Genomic DNA, 20,856 nt, shown 5'->3' with positions numbered 1-20,856 from the left:
TTTATAGGTATAGTTAGTGGATCAAAAATGGTGTCAGTGATGATAATGCACGTGGTCGTGATCGTGGTCGTGGCCGCAGCCGACGATCTGGTCGACCAGGTAGTCGACCACTTCCAGGAACGGCACGGCCGCCTGCTGCTGGTCGGCGTCGCCTTCGCGCAGCGCCTTGATGGCAGCCATCTCGTTGGTGACTTCGTCCTCGCCGATGATGACAGCAAAAGCAGCGCCGCTGCCGTCCGCCTTCTTCATCTGGCTCTTGAAGCTGCCGGCACCTGCGGCAGTGGCGCAATGTAGCACAACATCGAGGCCGGCATCGCGAATCCGCTCGGCCAGGATGAAGGCCTGGGTCTGGGCCGCTTCGCCCTGGTGCACCATGTAGACGTCGCACAGCGCGGGCGCGGCAGGCTCGCCGGCCAGTTTCATCAGTTCGACGAGGCGCTCGATGCCCATCGCGAAACCGACCGCCGGAGTCGGCTTGCCGCCGAAGGTTTCGATCAGCGGGTCGTAACGGCCGCCGGCGCACACGGTGCCCTGCGCGCCCAGTTCGTCGGTGACCCACTCGAACACGGTGCGGTTGTAGTAGTCCAGGCCGCGCACCAGGCGCGGGTTGACCGTGAACTGGATGTTGTTCGCGTCGAGGATGCGCTTGACGCCTTCGAAGTGGGCGATCGACTCGCCTTCGAGGTAGTCGAGCAGCTTCGGCGCGTTGTTGACCAGCTCCTGCATCGCCGGGTTCTTGGTGTCGAGGATACGCAGCGGATTGGCGTGCAGGCGGCGCCTGGCTTCGGCGTCGAGCAGCGCTTCATTCGCTTCGAAATAGGCGATCAGGTCGGCGCGGTGGCGGTTGCGCTCGGCCGCGTCGCCGATCGAGTTCAGCTCGAGGCGGATGTTTTCCAGGCCCAGGTCGTCCCACAGGCGGCGGCACAGCATGATCAGTTCGGCGTCGATGTCAGGGCCGGTGAAGCCGACTGCCTCGGCGCCGATCTGGAAGAACTGGCGGTAGCGGCCGCGCTGCGGGCGCTCGTGGCGGAACATCGGGCCCTTGTACCACAGGCGCTTCGGGCCTTCGTAGACCAGGTTGTGCTCGACCACCGCGCGCACCACGCCGGCAGTGCCTTCAGGGCGCAGCGTCAGCGCGTCGCCGTTCATCGAATCGGTGAACGAGTACATTTCCTTTTCCACGATGTCGGTGACGGCGCCGATGGCGCGCGCGAACAGCGCGGTGTCTTCGACGATCGGCGTGACGATCTTCTGGAAGCCGTAGCTTTGCAGGACCGACTGCGCGGTGTTCTCGAACAGCTCCCACAGCGGCGCGTCGGCCGGCAGGATGTCGTTCATGCCTTTGACGGCAGAGAGTTTTTCAGGTTTAGACATATTCTTTTTTACCGTAATTCTGTTGGACGTAGTTCAGCACGATCTGCTGGAATTCTTCGACGATGCGTTCGCCGCGCAGGGTGGCGAACTTGTGGCCGTCGACGAATACCGGCGCGGCCGGCGATTCGCCGGTGCCGGGCAGGCTGATGCCGATGTTGGCGTGCTTCGATTCGCCCGGGCCGTTGACGATGCAGCCCATGACGGCCACGTTCATCGATTCGACACCCGGATAGCTCTTTTTCCACTCCGGCATCTGCTCGCGCAGGTAGGTCTGGATGTTGTCGGCCAGTTCCTGGAAAGTGGTCGAGGTGGTGCGGCCGCAGCCCGGGCACGCGATCACCATCGGCGAGAATTTGCGCAGGCCCATGGTCTGCAGGATCTCCTGCGCGACAACCACTTCCCGGGTGCGGTCGCCGCCCGGTTCCGGGGTCAGCGAAATGCGGATGGTGTCGCCGATGCCCTCCTGGAGCAGCACCGACAGCGCCGCCGTCGAGGCCACGATGCCCTTGCTGCCCATGCCCGCTTCGGTCAGGCCGAGGTGCAGCGGATAGTCGCAGCGGCGCGCCAGCTCGCGGTACACGGCGATCAGGTCCTGCACGCCCGACACCTTGCACGACAAGATGATCTTGTCGCGGCCCAGGCCGAGTTCTTCGGCGCGCACCGCGTTTTCGATCGCCGACGTGATCAGGGCTTCGTACATCACCGCCTGCGCGCTCCATGGCTCGGCGCGCCGGGCGTTTTCGTCCATGATGCGGGCCAGCAGCGACTGGTCAAGGCTGCCCCAGTTGACGCCGATGCGCACCGGCTTGTCGTACTGGGCCGCCACTTCAATCATCTGCGCAAACTGGGTGTCGCGCTTGGCGCCCTGCCCCACGTTGCCCGGATTGATGCGGTACTTCGACAGCGCGCGGGCGCACTCGGGGAAGTCGCGCAGCAAGGTGTGGCCGTTGTAGTGGAAGTCGCCCACCAGCGGCACGTCGACTTCCATGCGGTCGAGCTGTTCGCGGATCAGCGGCACGGCGGCCGCCGCTTCCGGCTTGTCGACCGTGATGCGGACCATCTCGGAACCGGCGCGCGCCAGCTCCTTGACCTGGATCGCGGTGCCGATCACGTCGGCGGTATCGGTATTGGTCATCGACTGCACGACCACCGGCGCGTCGCCGCCGACCCAGATTTTGCGCTCGCCGTGCGACACCAGCACGCTGCGGCTGGCGCGGCGGGCGAGTGGTCCGGACGGAATTGCAGTATTCGAAAATGCCATGTTTACTGAACTTTGACTCGTGAAATGGTGCTGCCCTGCATAGGCGGCAGCGCAACCGGCGCACCGCGCAAGGTGGCCGTTACCGCGTTCGGCTTGCCGACGATGACGGTGGACGGACCCGCGATCTCGATGCTGGCGGTTTCACCCGCCTTGACCATGCGGCGCACCAGCGCCTTGCCCTGCGCGTCGCGCACTTCGACCCAGGAATCTTCGCGCACGTTCAGCACCAGCGGATTGGCGCCCGCCGCTGCAGGCGCTGTCGCGGCCGGAACGGCGGGCGCAGTGACTGCGGCTGCCGGCGGCGTCACGCTGGTGGTCGCGGCCGGGGCAAGCGGTGCGGCGCCCACGCCCTGGACCGGGCCGGCGCCTGCCGGCGTGGCCGCGCCAGGAGCAGCATCGGACGCGGTTGCCGGAGGCGGTACCGAAATCAGCGGCACCGACGGATCCTGGATCGCCGGGGTGGACGGCGAAGTGACTGTCTCGGCCTCGCTCAGCACCGCGGTCTGGCCGGCAGGCGCGCTGGCGCCGGTCAGGCTGGCAGGCACCAGGCCGAACTGCCATGCGCCGATGGCGGCGGCGACCAGCACGACGGCCAGGATCGGCATGACCGGCAGCTTGCTGCGCTTGCCGTGGCTCGGGAAACGCACTTCCGAGAACGACGCCGGACGGTCGCGGCGGATGCTGCCGGCGATGCCTGCCTCAGGCGCATCAAGCGCGATCTGGGCCACCAGCGGCACCGGGTCGAGCCGGACCACCTTGGCGTAAGCGCGCACGAAGCCGCGCACCACCGCCGGACCTGGCAGCGCGGCGTAGTCGCCCGCTTCCAGCGCGACGACCTGGCGCACCGCCATCTTCAACTGGTCGGCTATCTGCTCGACGGACCAGCCCATCGCTTCACGCGCGGCTGCCAGCGTTTTGCCCGGAATGCCGTGATTGTCTGCTGCCGGCTGATCTGCCCACTCTCCGCTCATCGTATTTCCTGTCTCACTCATTAAATGCACCGCGCTGGTATTCCGCGTATTCAGGCGACGCGGGGAAACGGCGCCGCAGCTGCGACACCATGCTCGCCTCGGACGACTTGTCGCCGAGCTTGCGGTCGATTCGGATCGCAAGCCACAGCGTTTCAGCCGGGAGGATATCTATTTTCGCAGCTTCGCGCAGGCGGTTTAGAAAAAATCCGGCACGCTGGATGTCGTGCCGCTCGAAATAGACCTGGGCCAGGTTGCCGTTGGTCGCCGGCAGCGCCGCGTCGTAGCGCAGCGCGTCCAGCAAATACCGCTCGGCCGCGTCAAGCTTGCCGGCGCGCAGGCTGCAGGAGCCGGCGTTCAGCAATGCATTGACCGGCGACTGGTAGACCGGGTTCTTGAGGGCCGATTCGAACAGCGCGATGCCCTGCTCCGCCCTGCCGTTCTGGCACAGGAAGGAGCCGTAATTGTTGGCCAGCTCAGGATTGCGCGGCGCCAGCTGCAGCGCGCGCTGGTAGCTCTGGTCGGCCAGCGCGGTTTCGCCCATCGACGAATAGATCAGGGCGCGCACGCCATGCGCGTCGGCCGAATCCGGATTGGCGGCGATGGCCTGCTTGATCTCGTCCAGCGCCACGTCGTACTTGCGGTCCTGGTAGTAGCCGATCGCCAGCTGCATGCGGATCCCCGCGCGCTTTTCATCCAGCGTCTGGTCGGACGCGGTCTTCAGGTCGCCGCTGCTGGTGGTGTTGCCGCTGCCGCCCGCACAGGCGGACAAGGCCGCGGCGGCGCACAGCGCCAGCGGGGCCAGCAAACGCCTGGCCGCAGCCCGCTTCAAGAAGGAATCTCCACGATGCGCCCGAAGTTGGCGCCGAACTTCTGCTGGTACTCGGCCATTTTTTCCATTCGTTCTTGCACACGCGTGCGGTCCTGCACTTCGCCGGCCAGCTGGCCACAGGCGGCGTCGATATCGTCGCCGCGCGTCTTGCGAATGGTGGTCACGATGCCGGCCGCCATCAGCACTTCGGAGAACGCCTTGATGCGCGGATTCTTCGAACGCAGCAGGCCGGACTCAGGGAACGGGTTGAACGGGATCAGGTTGAACTTGCACGACACGCCGACCACCGGGTCCTTGACCAGCGCCACCAGTTCGCGCGCGTGCTCGTCGCTGTCGTTGACGCCGTCGAGCATGCAGTATTCGAAGGTGACGAAGTCGCGCGGGGCGAATTCGAGGTAACGCTTGCAGGCGGCCATCAGCTCGCGCAGCGGGTATTTTTTATTCAGTGGCACCAGGCCGTCGCGCAGCGCGTCGTTGGACGCGTGCAGCGATACCGCCAGCGCCACCGGCACTTCCTGGGACAACTTGTCCATCATCGGCACCACGCCCGAGGTCGACAGGGTCACGCGGCGGCGCGACAGGCCGTAGGCGTTATCGTCGAGCATCAGCTTGAGCGCGGTGGCGGTCGGCTCGAAGTTCAGCAGCGGCTCGCCCATGCCCATCATCACCACGTTGGTGATCTGGCGCTCGCCTTTCGGGCCGGGCTCGATGCCTTTGGTCTTGCGCAGCTCAAACTCGGCCATCCACAGCTGGCCGATGATTTCGGCCACCGTCAGGTTGCGGTTGAAGCCCTGCTTGCCGGTCGAGCAGAAACGGCAATTGACGGCGCAGCCGGCCTGGGTCGAGATGCACAGGGTGCCGCGGTTTTCTTCCGGGATGAACACGGTTTCGACCGCATTGCCATTGCCGACATCGACCAGCCACTTGCGGGTGCCGTCGGTGGACGTGTTGTCGCTGATGATGGCAGGTGAGCGGATTTCGGCACGCGTCTTGAGCTTGTCGCGCAGCGACTTGGCCAGGTCGGTCATGCTGTCGAAGTCGCTGGCGCCGAACTGGTGGATCCAGCGCTGCAGCTGCTTGGCGCGGAACGGCTTCTCACCCAATTCGCCGCAATAAGCGATGAGTTGCGCGGGATCGAAGTCCAGCAGGTTGGTGAGTGTCGTCATGTTCATTATTCCAAAAAGCCGTTCCCGCGCGCAGGAGGTGCGGCGACAGAGAACGGCAAGGCATAGCCCTTATTACAAATTACTTCACTTCTGGGAAGAAGTAGGCGATTTCCACTTTTGCAGCCTCGACAGCGTCCGAACCGTGAACGGCGTTAGCGTCGATCGAATCGGCGAAATCGGCGCGGATGGTGCCCGGCTCAGCTTTTTTCGGATCGGTCGCGCCCATCAGGTCACGGTGCGCCAGGACCGCGTTTTCGCCTTCCAGGGCCTGGATCATGACAGGGCCGGACACCATGAAGTCGACCAGGTCTTTGAAGAAGCCGCGCTCTTTATGGGCGGCGTAGAAGCCTTCAGCCTGTTCGCGCGACAGCTGGGTCATGCGTGCGGCGACGATCTTCAGGCCAGCGCCTTCGAAACGGCTGTAGATCTGGCCGATGACGTTTTTAGCAACTGCGTCTGGTTTGATGATCGAGAGGGTGCGTTCGATTGCCATGTAAAACTCCAATAATAAGAAAGGTTTAAGTATTGCGTTGTAAGACTTCAATCAACCTTTGATTTTACCATATTCCACCCCACTTGATGGATATTGCACGGCCAGCCCCGGCAGTGTTAGAGTGGCGACGGAAAAGGCAGGGCGTCAACGGCGATTTTCCGCCGATTTACCCAGCCGTGCTATGCTGTTCACACATTTTTACCTTATCCACGACCGGAGGCCTACTATGACCCCAATGATGCAAAACACGTACGACATCTCGGCAAGCGGCCAGGCGGTGCGCAACCGCGTGCTGCGCAACACTTACTGGCTGCTCGCGCTGTCCATGATCCCGACCATGCTCGGCGCCTTCGTCGGCGTTTCGCTGCAGGTACCGATCTTCAGCGGCTTCATGGGTTTCATGATCTTCATGGCAATTGCCTTTGGCTTCTTCTGGGCGATTGAAAAGAACAAGAACTCGGGCGTGGGCGTTGCCCTGCTGCTGGGCTTCACGTTCTTCATGGGCCTGATGATGACCCCGCTGCTGACCCGCACCCTGGGTTACTCGAACGGCGGCCAGCTGATCATGACCGCGTTTGGCGGCACCGCCACCATCCTGGCGGTGATGGCGACCATCGCCTCGACCAGCAAGCGTGACTTCTCGGCAATGGGCAAGTGGCTGACCGCCGGCGTTGTCGTCGTGCTGCTGGCCGCGGTTGCCAACATCTTCCTGGGCATGCCGGCGCTGTCGATCGCGATCTCGGTGCTGGTGATCGGTATCTTCTCCGCTTTCATCCTGTATGACGTGCAACGCATCGTCAACGGCGGCGAAACCAACTACGTCACCGCAACCCTGTCGCTGTACCTGAGCGTGTACAACATCTTCACCTCCCTGCTGCACCTGCTGGGCCTGGGCGGCAGCAACGACTGATTGCCGCAAGAGCAATAAAAAACCGACCCGCGGGTCGGTTTTTTTCGCCGTTCTCGCGGGAATGCTGGCATCGGCGCTTACTCTTCTTGCGGTCACCGCCAGCATAGCGGAGGCGGCGTCCACGCCGCCCCGCTAGGCGAGGTCGAACACCGCCATCGATTCGACGTGGGAAGTGTGCGGGAACATGTTGACCACGCCCGCCTTGCTCAGCACGTAGCCGGCCTCGTGCACCAGCACGCCGGCGTCGCGCGCCAGCGTGGACGGGCTGCACGATACGTAGACTATGCGTTTCGGCATCATTTCCGGATGGCTGGCGCGCAGCCCCGCCAGCGCGACCGACAGCGCGGCGGCGCCGTCGCGCGGCGGGTCGATCAGCATGCGCTCAAAATGGCCGAGGGCGACCAGGTCTTCGGTGGTCACATCGAACAGGTTGCGGGTATAGAAGAAGGTCTTTTCCGACAAGCCATTCGCGCGGGCATTGGCCAGCGCGCGTTCGGTCAGCGCGGTGCTGCCTTCGATGCCGACCACTTCGCGCGCCTGCGTCGCCAGCGGCAGGGTGAAGTTGCCGAGCCCGCAGAACAGGTCGGCCACGCGGTCGCCTGGCTGCACTTCCAGCAGCAGCAAGGCCTTGTGCACCAGCACCCGGTTGATGTGGTGGTTGACCTGGGTGAAGTCGGTCGGCTTGAACGGCATCCGCACGTTGAACTCGGGCAGGCTGTAATACAGTTCCTTGCCGACCGGGTAGAACGGCGCCGCCGTCTCCGGCCCGGCCGGCTGCAGCCACCACTGGATGTTCCACTTGTCGGCGAAGGCCTTGAGCAGCGCTTCGTCCTGCGCGGTCAGCGCTTCCATGTTGCGCATCACCATCGCGGTGAGGTCCTCGCCGATCGCCACTTCGATCTGCGGCACCTTGCTGCAGATCGACATGGCGCCGATCAGTTCGCGCAGCGGCACCAGCATGTCCGACACGTGGGGCGGCAGCACGTGGCACTCGGTGATGTCGGCAACGAAACCGGAACCGCGCTCATTGAAGCCGACCAGCACGGTTTCGCGCTTGGCCAGGTAGCGCGCCGACAGGCGCGCGCGATAGCGGTAACCCCAGGTCGGGCCGTACATCGGGCGCATGATGTTGCCGGCCTTGACCTTGCTGATGTGCCAGAGATTGTCTTCCAGCACGCGCTGCTTGACGGCGACCTGGGCCGACGGCTCCATGTGCTGCATCGAGCAGCCGCCGCACACGCCGAAATGCGGGCAGCGCGGCTTGACGCGCATCGACGATTCGCGGTGCAGCACGGTCATGCGCCCCGCTTCCCAGTTTTTCTTCTTCTTGGTGGTCTCGAAGCTGACCCGTTCGCCCGGCAAGGCGCCCTCGACGAAGACCACCTTGCCCGGCGAGCCGTCCTCGTTTTCGAGGTGGCCGACGCCGCGCGCGTCCATGTCGAGGGATTTGATGTCGATGATCTTGTCTTGCATAGCGATGTCGGAAGAAAAATAACGCCGGGCCGGTACGCTTTGGCGCACCAGCCAGGTTCGATTCGTGTGGAAAAAAGGATGCCTGCCGGGCTACTCAGCCGGTGCGCATCATAGCAAGGAATCGCGGACCACGCCACGGGCCGCCATGGCCCGCTTCAGCTTGATCAGCGCTTCCTGCTGGATCTGGCGCACCCGCTCGCGCGTCACGCCCATCTCTTCGGCCAGGGTTTCCAGCGTGGCCGGATCGTCGTTGTCGAGCCCGAAGCGGCGCATGATGACGATGCGCTGCTTGTCGGGCAGCCGGCTCAGCCAGTCGCGCACCAGCACCGTCATCTCGTGGTGTTCGGCGCGCGAGTCGGGGCCGTCGTCGGCGTCGCCGGGCAGCATGTCCATCAGGCTGGATTGCGGATCGTTGTCGAGCGGGGCGTCGAGCGAAGTGGCGTGCTCGGATAGCGCCAGGATGTCCTGCACTTCCTCGACCGGGCGCCCGACCAGGTGGGCGATGTCCTCGGCGGTGGCGTCCTTGCCGTCGTGGTGCTGGGCTTCGAGGTGGTACTTGGCGCGCAGGATCTGGTTCAGTTCGCGCACCATGTGCACCGGCAGGCGCACCGTGCGCGCCTGGTTCATGATGGCGCGCTCGATGCTCTGGCGGATCCACCAGGTGGCGTAGGTGGAAAAGCGGAAGCCGCGTTCGGGTTCGAACTTGTCGATCGCGCGCATCAGGCCGATATTGCCTTCCTCGATCATATCGAGCAGCACGACGCCGCGGTTGATGTAGTGCTTGGCGATCGACACCACCAGCCGCAGGTTGTGTTCGATCATCGCCTGGCGCGCTTCGAAGTTGCCCGCCTTGGCCAGCGTGGCGTAATGCACTTCCTGGGGCGCGGTCAGCAGCGGCCGGGTGCCGATCTGGTTCAGGTAATGCTGGGTGGTGTCGGTCGACAGCTCGGCTGCCAGCACCTTCTTGAGTTCGTCGACGGTCTCGAGGACGACGCCGGTTTCGCCGGGGACGGCGCCAGCGTCGCTGCGTTCGCCGCCCTCGCCACCCTCGCCGTCTTCCATCGCCTCGTCCGGAAAGTCATCCGGTGCGGCGTCGTCTTCAAGTTCGTGCGGCGAGTGTGACATTGCTACTCTCCGGAAGGAGTGCTTAGCGGATCGGCAGGAACTTCGACGGGTCGACCGGCTTGCCCTGCTGGCGGATCTCGAAATGCAGTTTGACCGAGTCGGCGTCGGAATCGCCCATTTCGGCGATCACCTGCCCCTTGTTTACGTTCTGTCCTTCCTTGACCACGATGCTGCGGTTGTGGGCATAGGCGGACAGCAGGCTGTTGCTGTGCTTAACAATGACGAGATTACCATATCCGCGGATACCGCTGCCCGCGTACATTACCTTTCCTGCACCGGCAGCCATCACATGCTGTCCGGCGCGGCCGGCGATATCGATGCCTTTGTTCTTGCCCTCATCGAAAGTGGCGACGATGCGGCCGTCCGATGGCCACATCCACGACAGCTTGTCGTCGTCGGTGGCGGTCACGGTGGCGCCCGGCACGATCGCGGGTGCGGCCGGGGTGGCGCCAGCGATCGGCGCGGCTGGTTCAGGACGGTCGGCCGGCTTCGGGTCGGCGCGGCCATTGGTGCCGTCGCTCTTTTGCGCGTCGGCCATCGCGGTTTCGGTGTACGGACGCTTGTCGGCGCGCGGCGCGGTCTTGCGCGGCGGCGCCGGCTGGCGGGTTTCCGGCGGCGCGGCTACCGGCGTGGCCTGCGCCATCTGGGCAGGCGGCGACACGCGCAGCACCTGGCCATACTTGATGTCGTTTGGATCGGACAGGTTGTTCCAGGCTTGCAAGTCGCGGTAGTTCTGGCCGAAGTCCAGCGCGATGCCCAGCAGGGTATCGCCCCTCTGCACGGTGTAGCTGGTGCGGTCTTCCTTGGCTGGCTGGGGCGCAGGCGCGGCCGGGCGCACCTGGGCCGGCTGGGTGCGCTCGACTACGGGCGCCTGGCGGGTGGTGCTGGTACAGGCGGAAAGCAGCCCGATGGTGATGGACAGCAGGGCATATTGGCTTTTTTGTTTCATTCTCATATTCTGTAGGTCGACAATCGTGGCATCGGGTCAGACGATGCCTGGGCGCAGCGGCACAAAGTGGCACGCTTCCAGCGTGTCGCTGGTCCATTCCGCCTTGCCGGTGCGCGTGATCAGTTGCAGGTGCTGGACTTGGGCGCCAACCGGGGCGACCAGGCGTCCGCCGATTGACAGTTGCTCGAGCAGCGCCTGGGGGACTGCAATACCGGCCGCCGCGAGGATGATACCGTCGAACGGGGCAGCCTGCGGCAGGCCAAGCATACCATCTCCGTAATGCAAGCGCAGGTTCGCTATACGCAACGGCCGCAAATTGGCCTTGGCCAGCTCGTGCAGGGGCTTGATGCGTTCGATCGAATACACGTTGCGTGCCACGCAGGCCAGCACCGCCGCCTGGTAGCCGCAGCCGGTGCCGATCTCGAGCACGTTATTAAGTTGTCCACCGTTGCGCATCACTTCGATCATGCGCGCCACGATGTACGGCTGGGAAATCGTCTGGTTATGGCCGATCGGCAGCGAGGCGTCGATGTACGCCTGCGCCGACAGGGCCGGCTCGATGAAACCGTGGCGCGGCACCGTGTTGAGCGCGCCCAGCACCAGCTGGTCCTGCACGCCCTGGCGCGCGACCCGCTGCACCATCGCGTTACGGATCGCGTCGGACACCATCATGTCGGCGCGCGGCGCGCTGAGCGGAACCTGTACCGGCGAGCCGGCTTGGCGCGCCGGCGTGGCGACGCCCGGAGCGAATGCCCCTTGCACCGCCGTGTGCGCAGCATTGCGCGTTGCCGTCTGCGGCGTCGCCACCCGGATCGGCTGGCTGGCCGGCAAGCCGCCCGGCCTGGCCGCGCTGCCCGTTACCGAGGACAGCGGCAAGGGGAAATTGCTGCGCTTGTCGTTCATGCGAGTCCCTTGGCCAGCAAATCGAGCTGGAGCTTGTGGGTAAGGTCGATCTGCAAGGGCGTGATCGAGACCTGCCCCTGGGCGGTCGCGTGGAAGTCGGTGCCCTCGCCGGCGTCGCGGGTCGCGCCCGGCGGCCCGATCCAGAAAATCTCGCGCCCGCGCGGGTCTTGCGCGCGAATGACCGGCTCGGCCTGGTGGCGGCGCCCGAGGCGGGTCGCGGCCATCGTGCTCAGCTGTTCGTACGGACGGTTGGGGATATTCACGTTCAGCAGGTACGGCGACGGCAGCTCGTCGAAGCGGCGCAGCACCAGCTCGCGCGCCACCTTGGCAGCGGCGTCGATATGCGCCCAGCCGTATTCGACTTGCGAGAAGGCGATTGCCGGGATCCCGAACAGGAAACCTTCGGTGGCGGCGGCGACGGTGCCCGAATACAAGGTGTCGTCGCCCATGTTCTGGCCGTTGTTGATGCCGGAAACAATCAGGTCGGGCCGGTAGTCGAGCATGCCGGTCAGCGCGATGTGGACGCAGTCGGTCGGCGTGCCGTTGACGAAATAGAATCCGTTGGCGGCCCGCGTCACCGACAGCGGCCGGTCGAGGGACAGTGAGTTGGACGCGCCCGAGCGGTTGCTGTCGGGCGCCACCACCACAATGTCGGCCACCGATGCGAGCGCATCGGCCAGTGCATTGATACCGGGGGCCAGATAGCCGTCGTCGTTACTGATTAGAATTCGCATCCCGCGATTTTACCTGAAGCAACGGTCCTGTCGTTCGTTCACCGACAACATTTCCGTTGCCTCCCAACACTTACTCGGCCGTGACCGCCCTCCCGCCCGCGGCCTGGTTCAGGTGGGCGTCGAGCAGGGCCACTTCGTCTTGCACGAACGACAGCAGCGCGTCCTTGTCGCCGTCGCGCGTGTAGACCTTGCGGATCATCGCCACGCCGCGCTTTCTTAATGGATGGGCAACACTGGGGCGCAGCACCGACTTGCGCAGGCTGTCGGCCAGTTCGCGCGCCTCGCCGTCGCTGCGGCTGTCGATCAGTTGCTGCAGCTGCTCCAGCTTGTCATCCAGCGTTTGCAGGTGCTGGCCGGCGCCGTCGCGCTCCTGCGGGCCGGCCGGCGCGTAGTGCAACCGGCTGCCCTGCGACGCGTGCGGTCCCGCCACCATCGCGCGCGACGCCAGCTGGCGGTCGGCTGGATGGGCCACCGCTTCCTCCAGCCGGCGCGCATCCAGCGTGTGGCCCTGCTCGCTGAGCGTTTTCGCCAGCATCTTCTTGCTGTGCAGGGTCTGCGGACTGTCCGCGCCGTACATGCGTTCCTGCGTTTCGACCACGCGCTGCTGCAGCACGCAGGCGGCGTCGAGTTCGCCCTGCATGCCCAGCGTCGTCGCCAGGCTCAGCTGGATGCTGAGGGTTTCCGGATGCTCGGCGCCGAGCTTGCGCTCGCGCGTGCGGGCAAGCTCTTCCTGCAACGCGCGCACCGCCGGGATATCGCCCAGGCCGGCCAGGATCTCGGCCAGCGTCTCGCGCGCCCGCACCGTGGCCGGATGGTCCGGCCCGGCATGGCGTTCGCGCGCGGCGACCACGTCCAGCTGCAGCTTTTTGGCGTTGGCCATGTCGCCCAGGTCGGACAGCACCACCGCCAGCTGCTGGGCGCAGCGCAAGGTGTCTTCGTGCTCGTTGCCGAGCAGCCGCTGGCGGCCATCGAGCACCAGTTCGTACAGCATGCGCGCGCGGCTGAATTCGCGTTCGCGCGCCAGCGTCTGTGCCTGGCCGGCGTAGCTGTTGAGCGTCAGCACGTGGTCGTTGCCGAAGCGCTCTTCGCAGGTGCGGGTGATGGCGGCGTGCAGGCCGAGCGCCTGGTCGAACTCGCCCAGCTGCGCCAGCGCGGATGCAAGGCCGGAGCGCGCCGCCAGCGTTTCGGCATTGTGCTCGCCCAGCAGGCGGGCGCAATCGCGCGCCAGCCGCTCGTACAGTTCGCGGGCGTCATCGAGCTTGCCCGAATCGCGCAGCAGCGCGGCCAGGCTGGCGCAGCCGGCGCGCGTATCGGGATGGTCGTTGCCCAGCATGCGCTGGCGGATCGTCAGGCTTTCCTCGATAAATTCGCGCGCCTGCACTTCCCTGCCATTATCGCGGTAAAGGTCGCCGAGGCCGGCGAGGTCGCGCGCCAGCGGCAGCAGCGACGGGCCGGCCAGGTTGTCGCCGGCCTGCGCGCGCGCGGCCGCGATCGCGCCCAGCAGCGCGATTTCGCTGCGCGACTGCCACGGGAAACGGTCGAGCTCCATCCAGCCGAGCAAGGTGTCGAAGCTACGCTCGAGCGAGAAGCGGTCGGCGCCGTGGCCGCGCGTGTGCGGCAGCGGCGCACCGCCCGACATGGCGGCGGTTTGCTGCAGCTGGATTTCATCGAGGTAGCTGTCGAGCGACAGTTGCGACAGGCCGTACGACTGCGCCAGCAGGCGCTCGAGCACGGGCTGGTAGCCGGTGCTGCCGCGCAGCGCATCGCCGCGGCGCCACTGCACGCGGCGCTCGCAGTCGGCGCTGTCGACCAGCGCCGGCAGCGGATACACCATCAGCGGGCGCTGCGCTTCTTCATGGCTGCAGCGGTAGTCGATGGCGCGGTTGACCACGCCGGCCAGCCCTTCGAGGCTGCGCTGGTTGGGCGTGAACAGGCCGACCAGCTTGCGCGGCAACAGCGCGGTGCAGATGCTGACGGCGGCCGAGCGGCCGCTGCGCGCATCGATCAGCACATGGCGGAACTTGCGCGACATGAAGTCGCCAAACGAGCGGAACAAGGCCGGGCAGGCGGCGAACAGGCTGTCCCAGTCCATGCCGTGGGCGCGCTCGCCGTAGGTTTCATCGAAGCGGCCGGCGCGCATCAAATACAGCGGACGGCTGTCGTCCACCCGTTCGACATACCGTTCCCAGTCGATCGATTCGAGGACGCGGCGGGCCAGCGCGTCGTCATCGGCGCCGCTGGTGCCGGCCAGCAGGCGCAGGTGGTCGCGGCAGGCCTGGAAATATTCGAGCAAGCCCGGCTTTTCTGCGCGCCGGTCGAAAAAATGGTGCAGTCCGGGCGACTCGGTGTCCCAGTCGATCATCAGTACAGGCACTGTGGCGTTCTGGCGCCCAGCCAGCAGTACGGCCATGTTCGACAACGCCACGCTGCGCGCGGTTCCGCTCTCGAAGGAATAAAACGTGGTCACCTCGCCGGGAGCGGTGATCGGCGGAAGCGTAATTCGATTGAGTTCCATTAATGCTCCTCATATTTTTGGGAAAGTTGTATCCGGAATGTCGCGCCATGCAGGTGGGACATCGGGGAGCACAAATTGGTTGCAGTTATGGCTCGCCGGCATATGCTTTTTTTGATACTCGTAGTGCATGGCGATGCGATCCACGATCTTCTTTAGATCGGGGAGAAAGTCCGGATTCGCCATCATGTCGCCGGTCGCCATCGTGAAATTGGAGAAGTCGACATACATGGCCGACTCGGCGATCTGGGCCGGCAGGCGGTCGGGGTGCCTGGTCATGATCACCGGGATGATCAGGCGGCTGGGCAGCTCGTACCACTGGCTGCGCTCCGCTTCGAGCAACTGCATGGCGGCGAACTCGCGCCGCGTGTAGGGGTGCGATTCGTACTTGGGGGTGTAGATCATGATCATCGCCACGCTCTCGCACATGGCGCGCGCGATGCGGCGGTCGATGTCGTCGCCGCCGCCCAGCTGCTCGGTATCGATGAACAGCTCGTTCTCATTGTCGAAGTAAGGTTCCAGGTAGCAGCGGATCGCATCCGACAGCGCATTCTTGAACCTGTTCATCAACTCATAGCGGCCATGGGCATAACTGAAGAAACAGCCATAACGGATCGCCATTGCAGCCTCCCCTGTCCAAGTTGCCAACGGGCGCACTCCCATCCACGACTCTAACAAGCTCGACCTTTGTCTCCTTGTGCGTGCGCAACCGGCACTCCGGCATCATCAAAAGCGTGGGGAATGCCGGACAGCCCTGCTGCTCGAAGGCATCTCCTTTTCGGGACTCAAATCTCCACTTGTGTACCGAGCTCGATGACCCGGTTGGATGGCAACCTGAAATAATCAGCGGCGTCGCGCGCATTACGCGCCATGGCGGCGTACAGGTTTTCGCGCCACATGGCCATCCCGGATCCAGGTGTGGCGATGACGTTATGCCGGGCGATGAAGTAGGACGTTTCCATTGCATCGAAAGCGAGGCCCGCAGCCGCGCACAGTACCAGGCCAGCCGGTACGTTGCGCTCTTCGATGAATCCGTAACAAAGGTTTACCTGGAAACAGTTGTGCCCCAGCGACACGACCGTCACGCGGCTTTCCGGCTTCACGGCCGGGATGTCCAGCGATTGGACTGTGAGGAATATGACGCGGTCGTGCAGCACCTTGTTGTGCAACAGGTTGTGCAGCATCGCGTGCGGCACGCCGTCGCCTTCGGCACGGAAGAAGACTGCCGTGCCGTCGACCCGGTGCGGGGGACTGGCGAACAGGCTGCTCAAAAATTCCGGCAGGGGAATCAGATGGGCCTTGAGATTTTCAAACACCAGCTCGCGTCCCTTGCGCCAGGTAAGCATGATCGTCACCATGACCAAGCTGATCAGTAACGTAAACCAGCCGCCGCTCACGATCTTGAGACTGGTCGAAGCAAACAGCGTCACGTCGAAGAACAGGAAGAACAGCGTGGCCCCGACGGCGATAAAACTGTGGTAATGCCAGCCATACTTCACCACGAAGAAGGTCAACAGTGTCGTCGTCAACATGGTGGCGGTCGCGGCGATCCCGTAAGCGGACGCCAGGTTGGTCGATGAACCAAATGCCACTACTGCGAACACGACAGCCCCGAACTGCAGCCAGTTGACCAGCGGGATGTAGATCTGACCTTTCTCGTGCGACGACGTATGGGCAACTCGCATGCGGGGCAGGAAACCAAGCGCGATTGCCTGCTGAGCCACCGAAAACGCGCCGGATATCGTCGCTTGCGAAGCGACGATGGCGGCGACCGTGGAGAGCGCCACCAGGGGATAGATACTCCACGCCCCGAGCTGGTTGAAGAACGGATTGGACACCGCCTCCGGATTCGACAGCAAGATTGCGCCTTGCCCGAGGTAGTTCAACGCGAGGGCGGGAAAGACCACCGAGAACCAGGCAAGCCGGATCGGCTTTTTGCCGAAGTGCCCCATATCGGCATACAGCGCTTCCGCACCGGTCAGCGCGAGGACGACCGCTCCCAATGCAATGAAGGCGAACCAGCCATTCTGAAGCAGGAACCCGAATGCGTGAAGCGGGTTGAACGCCGCCAGGATCTCCAGGTTCTCCGCGATATTCACGAGGCCCATTCCGGCAAGCGTCGCAAACCAGACCAGCATGATCGGACCGAACCATTTGCCGAGGCCACCGGTGCCGCGCCGCTGCGCCATGTACAGGCCAGTCAGCACGACCAGGGCCAGGGGGACCACATACGCTTCGAAGGCCGGCGTGGCCACCTGGAGGCCCTCGATCGAAGACAACACGGTGATGGCCGGCGTAATGACGCCATCGCCGAAGAACAGGCCCGCTCCTATCATGCCGAGCAGCATGACCGGATAGTAAAAACGGGAATTCTGCGTCACGGATTTGAGCGCCAGCGCCGTCAGGGCCATGATGCCGCCCTCACCGTTATTGTCGGCCTTTAATACCAAGGTGACGTATTTCAACGAAATGACAATCACCAGACACCACAAGATCAGCGAGACGACGCCAATGATGTTCGCGGGCGAGGCGGCAATGCCGTGCGCCGGGGCGAACACCTCTTTCATCGTATAAAGAGGGCTGGTGCCGATGTCGCCATAGACGACGCCGATCGCCGCGACCGTCAACGCCGCCGCGCTGCTCCGGCCAGTAGATTCTTTCGACACCGTTTCTCTCCTTCATAAATTTGACGGGTATTGTAACGGTTGTGTTTACAACATGTCCGTACTGCACGATAGCGGCACCCGGCCGGGTCATGCCGCCCAGGTCGAACACGGCCGATAAATTTACAGGACGTTTACAACGCAATGGTTTCATTTTAGAAAATTTTTACAGTTGTACCGATAAGCTCTCCCTCATGGCTACCCCCGCATGGCGGCAGGCTCAGAACCGTGCCGCGTCGGGCCGCCAACCATTTCGGATACAAACAACAGTAAGGATTCATCAGAATTGCTCCGAGAAACCCTGTCCTTCAGGGCAGGGAGTGAAAGGAGCCGGACGCGTAGCGCCCGCAGCCGTCCAGGTGAAAAAATGTTTTGAACTTGGTTGTTGGGGCATGGTCAAACTCCATAAGTGCTTCAGTATGCGATTACGCGCTGGGGCATGAGTCACCTGCACCGTTTTTTTCCGATCCGCAGTCGCCTTAGGCGAGGTCGAGAGATATCCTGCGGATTGAATAAGAAGCTGGGCTACTTTCAGTCCGGCTTCCGTCTGGGGCATCAGACGCCAGCAGTGGGAATCCCCTTCCGTTTACGAAGGGGAGAATGTCAAGATGAAGAAGTTGATTCTCGCAAGCGCAGTATTGGCCTCCGTGGCCGCCGGACCGGCATTCGCAGGAGAAGCGACGCCCGACCACCCAACCAGCTTCAACGTGGGGGCGGCATCGGACTACCGCTACCGCGGCATTTCGCAGACCCGCTTGCAGCCCGCGCTGCAGGGCGGCATCGACTACACCCACGCGCCGTCCGGCTTCTACGCGGGCGCCTGGGCGTCGACCATCAAATGGACCAGCGATGCCGGCGGCGACGGTGATATCGAGATCGACCTGTATGCCGGCAAGCGCGGCGTGTTGGCCAAAGGCGTCGCGTATGACGTCGGGGTATTGACCTATGTCTATCCGTCCAACGGCCTGGCCGGCGTGCCCGGTTTCGACAGCGCGAACACGACCGAAATCTACGGCCAGCTCGGCCTCGGTCCTGCCTATGTCAAATACTCGTACGGGGTAAGCAAGCTGTTTGGCTTTGTCGACAGCAAGAACAGCGGCTACGTCGATATCGGCGCCAACCTGGAAGCGGCGCCGGGCACCGTGGTCAACCTGCACCTCGGCCGCCAGACCGTGAAGAACACCTCCGCCGCCAGCTACACCGACTGGAAGCTGGGCGTGACCAGGGACTTCGGCTTCGCCACAGGCGCACTCGCGCTGATCGGCACCAACGCGTCGAGGACCGCCTATGCATCCCCCGCCAATGGCAAATTCCTTGGCAAGAACGCGCTCGTCCTCACCCTCGGCAAGACTTTCTAAAAGTTCACGGCGGCCCGTTTTTTACGGTTTGTTTACGGTTTGTTTACGGCGCGCCGCCAGGTCTTTACAAAATTTTTAGCCCATTCTGGCTAAGCTGTTCTTATCCAAAACCAACAATGATGAGGGTGTAATGGACTTCGTATTTATCGGAGGGCTCGTGCTTGTGTTCGCGCTCACCGTGGCATTTGCCGCCGGCTGCGCCAGCCTGGGAGAGAAAAAATGAACCACTTCTATGTGATCGGCGCGCTCGTCTCGGCCTGCCTGCTGGTGTACCTGCTGGTCGCCCTGCTGAAAGCGGAGGACCTGTGATGACCATCCAATCCACGCTCCTGCTCGCTGCTTTCCTCGTCGCGCTGCTGGCGCTTTCTTACCCACTCGGCATTGTGCTGGCGCGCGTTGGCGACGGCGGCCGCGTCCCCGGCCTCGGCTGGCTTGGCGCCGTCGAGCGGCTGCTGTACCGCGCCGCCGGTGTCCAGGCCGACCAGGGCATGACCTGGAAAGCCTATGCCATCGCCCTGCTGGTGTTTAACGGCCTGGGCGCGCTGTTCGTGTACGGCATGCAGCGACTGCAGTCCTACTTGCCGCTCAACCCGCAGGCCATGGCGAACGTATCGCCAGATTCGTCCTTCAACACCGCGATCAGCTTCGTGGCCAACACCAACTGGCAGGGCTATAGCGGCGAGCAGACCATGAGCTACCTGACGCAAATGCTCGCCCTGACGTGCCAGAATTTCTTTTCTGCCGCCACCGGCATCGCGGTCGCTTACGCGCTGATCCGCGGCTTCAGTGCGCGCTCGGCAAATACGATCGGCAACTTCTGGGTCGACCTGACCCGCAGCACGCTTTACGTGCTGCTGCCGTTGTCGCTGCTGTTCTCGGTGTTCCTGATGGGGCAAGGCGTGATCCAGAATTTCGCGCCATACAAGGAAGTGACCCTGGTCGATCCGGTCACCTGGGTGCAGCCGGCCAAGACTGCCGACGGCCAGGCTGTCCTCGACGCCAAGGGAGCGGCGGTCACCGAAACGGTCGTCGCAAAAACGCAGACCCTCGCCATGGGACCGGTCGCATCGCAGGAAGCGATCAAGATGCTCGGCACCAACGGGGGCGGCTTCTTTAACGCGAACTCGGCGCACCCCTACGAGAACCCGACCGCGCTGTCGAACTTCATGCAGATGCTGGCGATCTTCCTGATCCCGGCCGGCCTTTGCTTCGCGTTCGGCCGCATGGTCGGCGACCAGCGCCAGGGCTGGGCCGTGCTGGCGGCGATGACCGTGATTTTCGTCGCCGCCACGGTGGCCATCATGATCGCCGAACAGCAGGCCCACCCGGTACTGGCCACGATGGGCGTCGACCAGCACGCCAGCCTGGCCCAGGCCGGCGGCAACATGGAAGGCAAGGAAACCCGCTTCGGCATCAGCGCCTCCGCGCTGTTCGCCGCCGTCACCACCGCGGCGTCATGCGGCGCGGTCAACGCCATGCATGACTCGTTCTCGCCGCTGGGCGGGATGGTGCCCATGGTGCTGATGCAGCTGGGCGAAGTGGTGTTCGGCGGCGTCGGTTCAGGCCTGTACGGCATGCTGATATTCGCCATCCTGGCCGTGTTTATCGCCCGCATGGTCGACATCACGGCCGAGCGCTATGACATTGGCGTGCGCTACGGCGACCAGGTTGAAAAGGACATGATCGCGGTGCGCCTGACAGCCGACGTACCCATGATGATCGTCGGCTCGCCCGCTTACTTCGAGTGGCACCGCACTCCGGCCTCGCCGCAGGAACTGATGAAGCACAACTGCATCACGCTGCGCCTTGCGAGCAGCGGGGGAATCTACGCGTGGGAACTGCAGCATGATGGGCGCGACATGGAAGTGCGGGTGCGCGGCCAGGCCACGTTCACCACTGTGCAGCATATGCTGAACGCCGCGCTGAGCGGCTGCGGCCTGGCTTTCGTGCCAGAGGAGATGGCACTGCATCATGTGCGCGCCGGGCAGTTGGTCAGTGTCATGGAAGACTGGTGCCCGAAGTTCCCTGGATTGCATGCGTACTACCCCAGCCGCCGCAACTCGTCGCGGCCCCTGGGCCTGGTAATCGATGCACTCAGGTACAAAGGACCGTCGCTGGCCGCGACCGGCACCTGA

Annotated in this window: 18 protein-coding genes; 4 read left to right on the top strand and 14 right to left on the bottom strand. The window is 64.0% G+C overall.

The window, feature by feature from the left end:
* Positions 1–33: 33 nt before the first annotated feature.
* The 6 genes from hisS to ndk form a co-directional block, all read right to left on the bottom strand.
* A complete protein-coding gene (gene hisS, locus HHL21_RS00240; protein ID WP_169463281.1) occupies positions 34–1,374 on the bottom strand; it encodes a histidine--tRNA ligase in 1,341 nt (446 codons plus the stop codon).
* Positions 1,367–2,635, bottom strand: coding sequence for a flavodoxin-dependent (E)-4-hydroxy-3-methylbut-2-enyl-diphosphate synthase (ispG, locus tag HHL21_RS00235; protein ID WP_169463279.1), 1,269 nt, complete (start codon positions 2,633–2,635; stop codon positions 1,367–1,369). Before ispG ends, hisS begins: the two co-directional genes overlap by 8 nt.
* Positions 2,636–2,637: 2 nt before the next feature.
* Positions 2,638–3,627, bottom strand: coding sequence for a helix-turn-helix domain-containing protein (locus HHL21_RS00230; protein WP_229495729.1), 990 nt, complete (start codon positions 3,625–3,627; stop codon positions 2,638–2,640).
* On the bottom strand, positions 3,620–4,435 hold the full coding sequence (pilW, locus tag HHL21_RS00225; protein WP_169463277.1) for a type IV pilus biogenesis/stability protein PilW: 816 nt from the start codon (positions 4,433–4,435) through the stop codon (positions 3,620–3,622). Before pilW ends, HHL21_RS00230 begins: the two co-directional genes overlap by 8 nt.
* Complete coding sequence (gene rlmN / locus HHL21_RS00220; RefSeq protein WP_169463275.1) at positions 4,432–5,601, bottom strand: dual-specificity RNA methyltransferase RlmN; 1,170 nt, start codon at positions 5,599–5,601, stop codon at positions 4,432–4,434. Before rlmN ends, pilW begins: the two co-directional genes overlap by 4 nt.
* A gap of 79 nt (positions 5,602–5,680) precedes the next feature.
* Entirely contained in the window at positions 5,681–6,094 is a 414-nt protein-coding gene (gene ndk, locus HHL21_RS00215) for a nucleoside-diphosphate kinase (protein ID WP_169463274.1), read from the bottom strand.
* 226 nt (positions 6,095–6,320) lie between these two features.
* Here ndk and HHL21_RS00210 point away from each other — a divergent pair, with 226 nt between their 5' ends.
* Positions 6,321–7,004, top strand: coding sequence for a Bax inhibitor-1 family protein (locus HHL21_RS00210; protein ID WP_169463272.1), 684 nt, complete (start codon positions 6,321–6,323; stop codon positions 7,002–7,004).
* 132 nt (positions 7,005–7,136) lie between these two features.
* On the opposite strand, the gene rlmD is transcribed toward HHL21_RS00210, so the two are convergent.
* The 8 genes from rlmD to HHL21_RS00170 form a co-directional block, all read right to left on the bottom strand.
* A complete protein-coding gene (gene rlmD, locus HHL21_RS00205; protein WP_169463270.1) occupies positions 7,137–8,477 on the bottom strand; it encodes a 23S rRNA (uracil(1939)-C(5))-methyltransferase RlmD in 1,341 nt (446 codons plus the stop codon).
* Between the two features lie 108 nt (positions 8,478–8,585).
* On the bottom strand, positions 8,586–9,602 hold the full coding sequence (rpoS, locus tag HHL21_RS00200; RefSeq protein ID WP_169463265.1) for an RNA polymerase sigma factor RpoS: 1,017 nt from the start codon (positions 9,600–9,602) through the stop codon (positions 8,586–8,588).
* 22 nt (positions 9,603–9,624) lie between these two features.
* Positions 9,625–10,551 (bottom strand): peptidoglycan DD-metalloendopeptidase family protein, encoded by a 927-nt coding sequence (locus HHL21_RS00195; RefSeq protein ID WP_169463263.1) that lies wholly within the window; start codon positions 10,549–10,551, stop codon positions 9,625–9,627.
* A gap of 36 nt (positions 10,552–10,587) precedes the next feature.
* Positions 10,588–11,454 carry a protein-L-isoaspartate(D-aspartate) O-methyltransferase gene (locus tag HHL21_RS00190; RefSeq protein WP_169463261.1) on the bottom strand — a complete coding sequence of 289 codons (867 nt, stop codon included), beginning with the start codon at positions 11,452–11,454 and terminating at the stop codon, positions 10,588–10,590.
* Positions 11,451–12,188: a 5'/3'-nucleotidase SurE gene (surE, locus tag HHL21_RS00185; protein ID WP_169463260.1), complete on the bottom strand. Its 738-nt coding sequence runs from the start codon at positions 12,186–12,188 to the stop codon at positions 11,451–11,453. Before surE ends, HHL21_RS00190 begins: the two co-directional genes overlap by 4 nt.
* Positions 12,189–12,258: 70 nt before the next feature.
* Positions 12,259–14,703: a tetratricopeptide repeat protein gene (locus HHL21_RS00180; protein ID WP_169463258.1), complete on the bottom strand. Its 2,445-nt coding sequence runs from the start codon at positions 14,701–14,703 to the stop codon at positions 12,259–12,261.
* Between the two features lie 9 nt (positions 14,704–14,712).
* Positions 14,713–15,321, bottom strand: coding sequence for a toll/interleukin-1 receptor domain-containing protein (locus HHL21_RS00175; protein ID WP_169463256.1), 609 nt, complete (start codon positions 15,319–15,321; stop codon positions 14,713–14,715).
* Between the two features lie 164 nt (positions 15,322–15,485).
* A complete protein-coding gene (locus HHL21_RS00170) occupies positions 15,486–17,366 on the bottom strand; it encodes a potassium transporter Kup (protein WP_169463255.1) in 1,881 nt (626 codons plus the stop codon).
* Positions 17,367–17,971: 605 nt separating this feature from the next.
* Here HHL21_RS00170 and HHL21_RS00165 point away from each other — a divergent pair.
* The 3 genes from HHL21_RS00165 to HHL21_RS00155 all read left to right on the top strand — a co-directional run bounded on the left by HHL21_RS00165 (position 17,972) and on the right by HHL21_RS00155 (position 20,856).
* Positions 17,972–18,721 carry a TorF family putative porin gene (locus tag HHL21_RS00165; RefSeq protein WP_169463253.1) on the top strand — a complete coding sequence of 250 codons (750 nt, stop codon included), beginning with the start codon at positions 17,972–17,974 and terminating at the stop codon, positions 18,719–18,721.
* A 219-nt stretch (positions 18,722–18,940) separates the two neighbouring features.
* Entirely contained in the window at positions 18,941–19,030 is a 90-nt protein-coding gene (gene kdpF, locus HHL21_RS00160; protein ID WP_169463252.1) for a K(+)-transporting ATPase subunit F, read from the top strand.
* A complete protein-coding gene (locus tag HHL21_RS00155; RefSeq protein ID WP_169463250.1) occupies positions 19,030–20,856 on the top strand; it encodes a potassium-transporting ATPase subunit KdpA in 1,827 nt (608 codons plus the stop codon). The genes kdpF and HHL21_RS00155 overlap by 1 nt, the downstream gene beginning before the upstream one ends.

The sequence above is a fragment of the Massilia polaris genome, from assembly GCF_012927275.1.
GTDB classification, from domain to species: domain Bacteria; phylum Pseudomonadota; class Gammaproteobacteria; order Burkholderiales; family Burkholderiaceae_D; genus Telluria_A; species Telluria_A polaris.
The sequence above is the reverse complement of the archived record's forward strand: the minus strand, read 5'-3'. Positions and strand labels throughout refer to the sequence as shown.

Bases quoted from the DNA above. Each gene is read 5' to 3' on its own strand.
- hisS (WP_169463281.1), bottom strand. From the start codon at position 1,374: ATGTCTAAACCTGAAAAACTCTCTGCCGTCAAAGGCATGAACGACATC.
- ispG (WP_169463279.1), bottom strand. From the start codon at position 2,635: ATGGCATTTTCGAATACTGCAATTCCGTCCGGACCACTCGCCCGCCGC.
- HHL21_RS00230 (WP_229495729.1), bottom strand. From the start codon at position 3,627: ATGAGTGAGACAGGAAATACGATGAGCGGAGAGTGGGCAGATCAGCCG.
- rlmN (WP_169463275.1), bottom strand. From the start codon at position 5,601: ATGACGACACTCACCAACCTGCTGGACTTCGATCCCGCGCAACTCATC.
- ndk (WP_169463274.1), bottom strand. From the start codon at position 6,094: ATGGCAATCGAACGCACCCTCTCGATCATCAAACCAGACGCAGTTGCT.
- HHL21_RS00210 (WP_169463272.1), top strand. From the start codon at position 6,321: ATGACCCCAATGATGCAAAACACGTACGACATCTCGGCAAGCGGCCAG.
- rlmD (WP_169463270.1), bottom strand. From the start codon at position 8,477: ATGCAAGACAAGATCATCGACATCAAATCCCTCGACATGGACGCGCGC.
- rpoS (WP_169463265.1), bottom strand. From the start codon at position 9,602: ATGTCACACTCGCCGCACGAACTTGAAGACGACGCCGCACCGGATGAC.
- HHL21_RS00195 (WP_169463263.1), bottom strand. From the start codon at position 10,551: ATGAAACAAAAAAGCCAATATGCCCTGCTGTCCATCACCATCGGGCTG.
- HHL21_RS00190 (WP_169463261.1), bottom strand. From the start codon at position 11,454: ATGAACGACAAGCGCAGCAATTTCCCCTTGCCGCTGTCCTCGGTAACG.
- surE (WP_169463260.1), bottom strand. From the start codon at position 12,188: ATGCGAATTCTAATCAGTAACGACGACGGCTATCTGGCCCCCGGTATC.
- HHL21_RS00180 (WP_169463258.1), bottom strand. From the start codon at position 14,703: ATGGAACTCAATCGAATTACGCTTCCGCCGATCACCGCTCCCGGCGAG.
- HHL21_RS00175 (WP_169463256.1), bottom strand. From the start codon at position 15,321: ATGGCGATCCGTTATGGCTGTTTCTTCAGTTATGCCCATGGCCGCTAT.
- HHL21_RS00165 (WP_169463253.1), top strand. From the start codon at position 17,972: ATGAAGAAGTTGATTCTCGCAAGCGCAGTATTGGCCTCCGTGGCCGCC.
- kdpF (WP_169463252.1), top strand. From the start codon at position 18,941: ATGAACCACTTCTATGTGATCGGCGCGCTCGTCTCGGCCTGCCTGCTG.
- HHL21_RS00155 (WP_169463250.1), top strand. From the start codon at position 19,030: ATGACCATCCAATCCACGCTCCTGCTCGCTGCTTTCCTCGTCGCGCTG.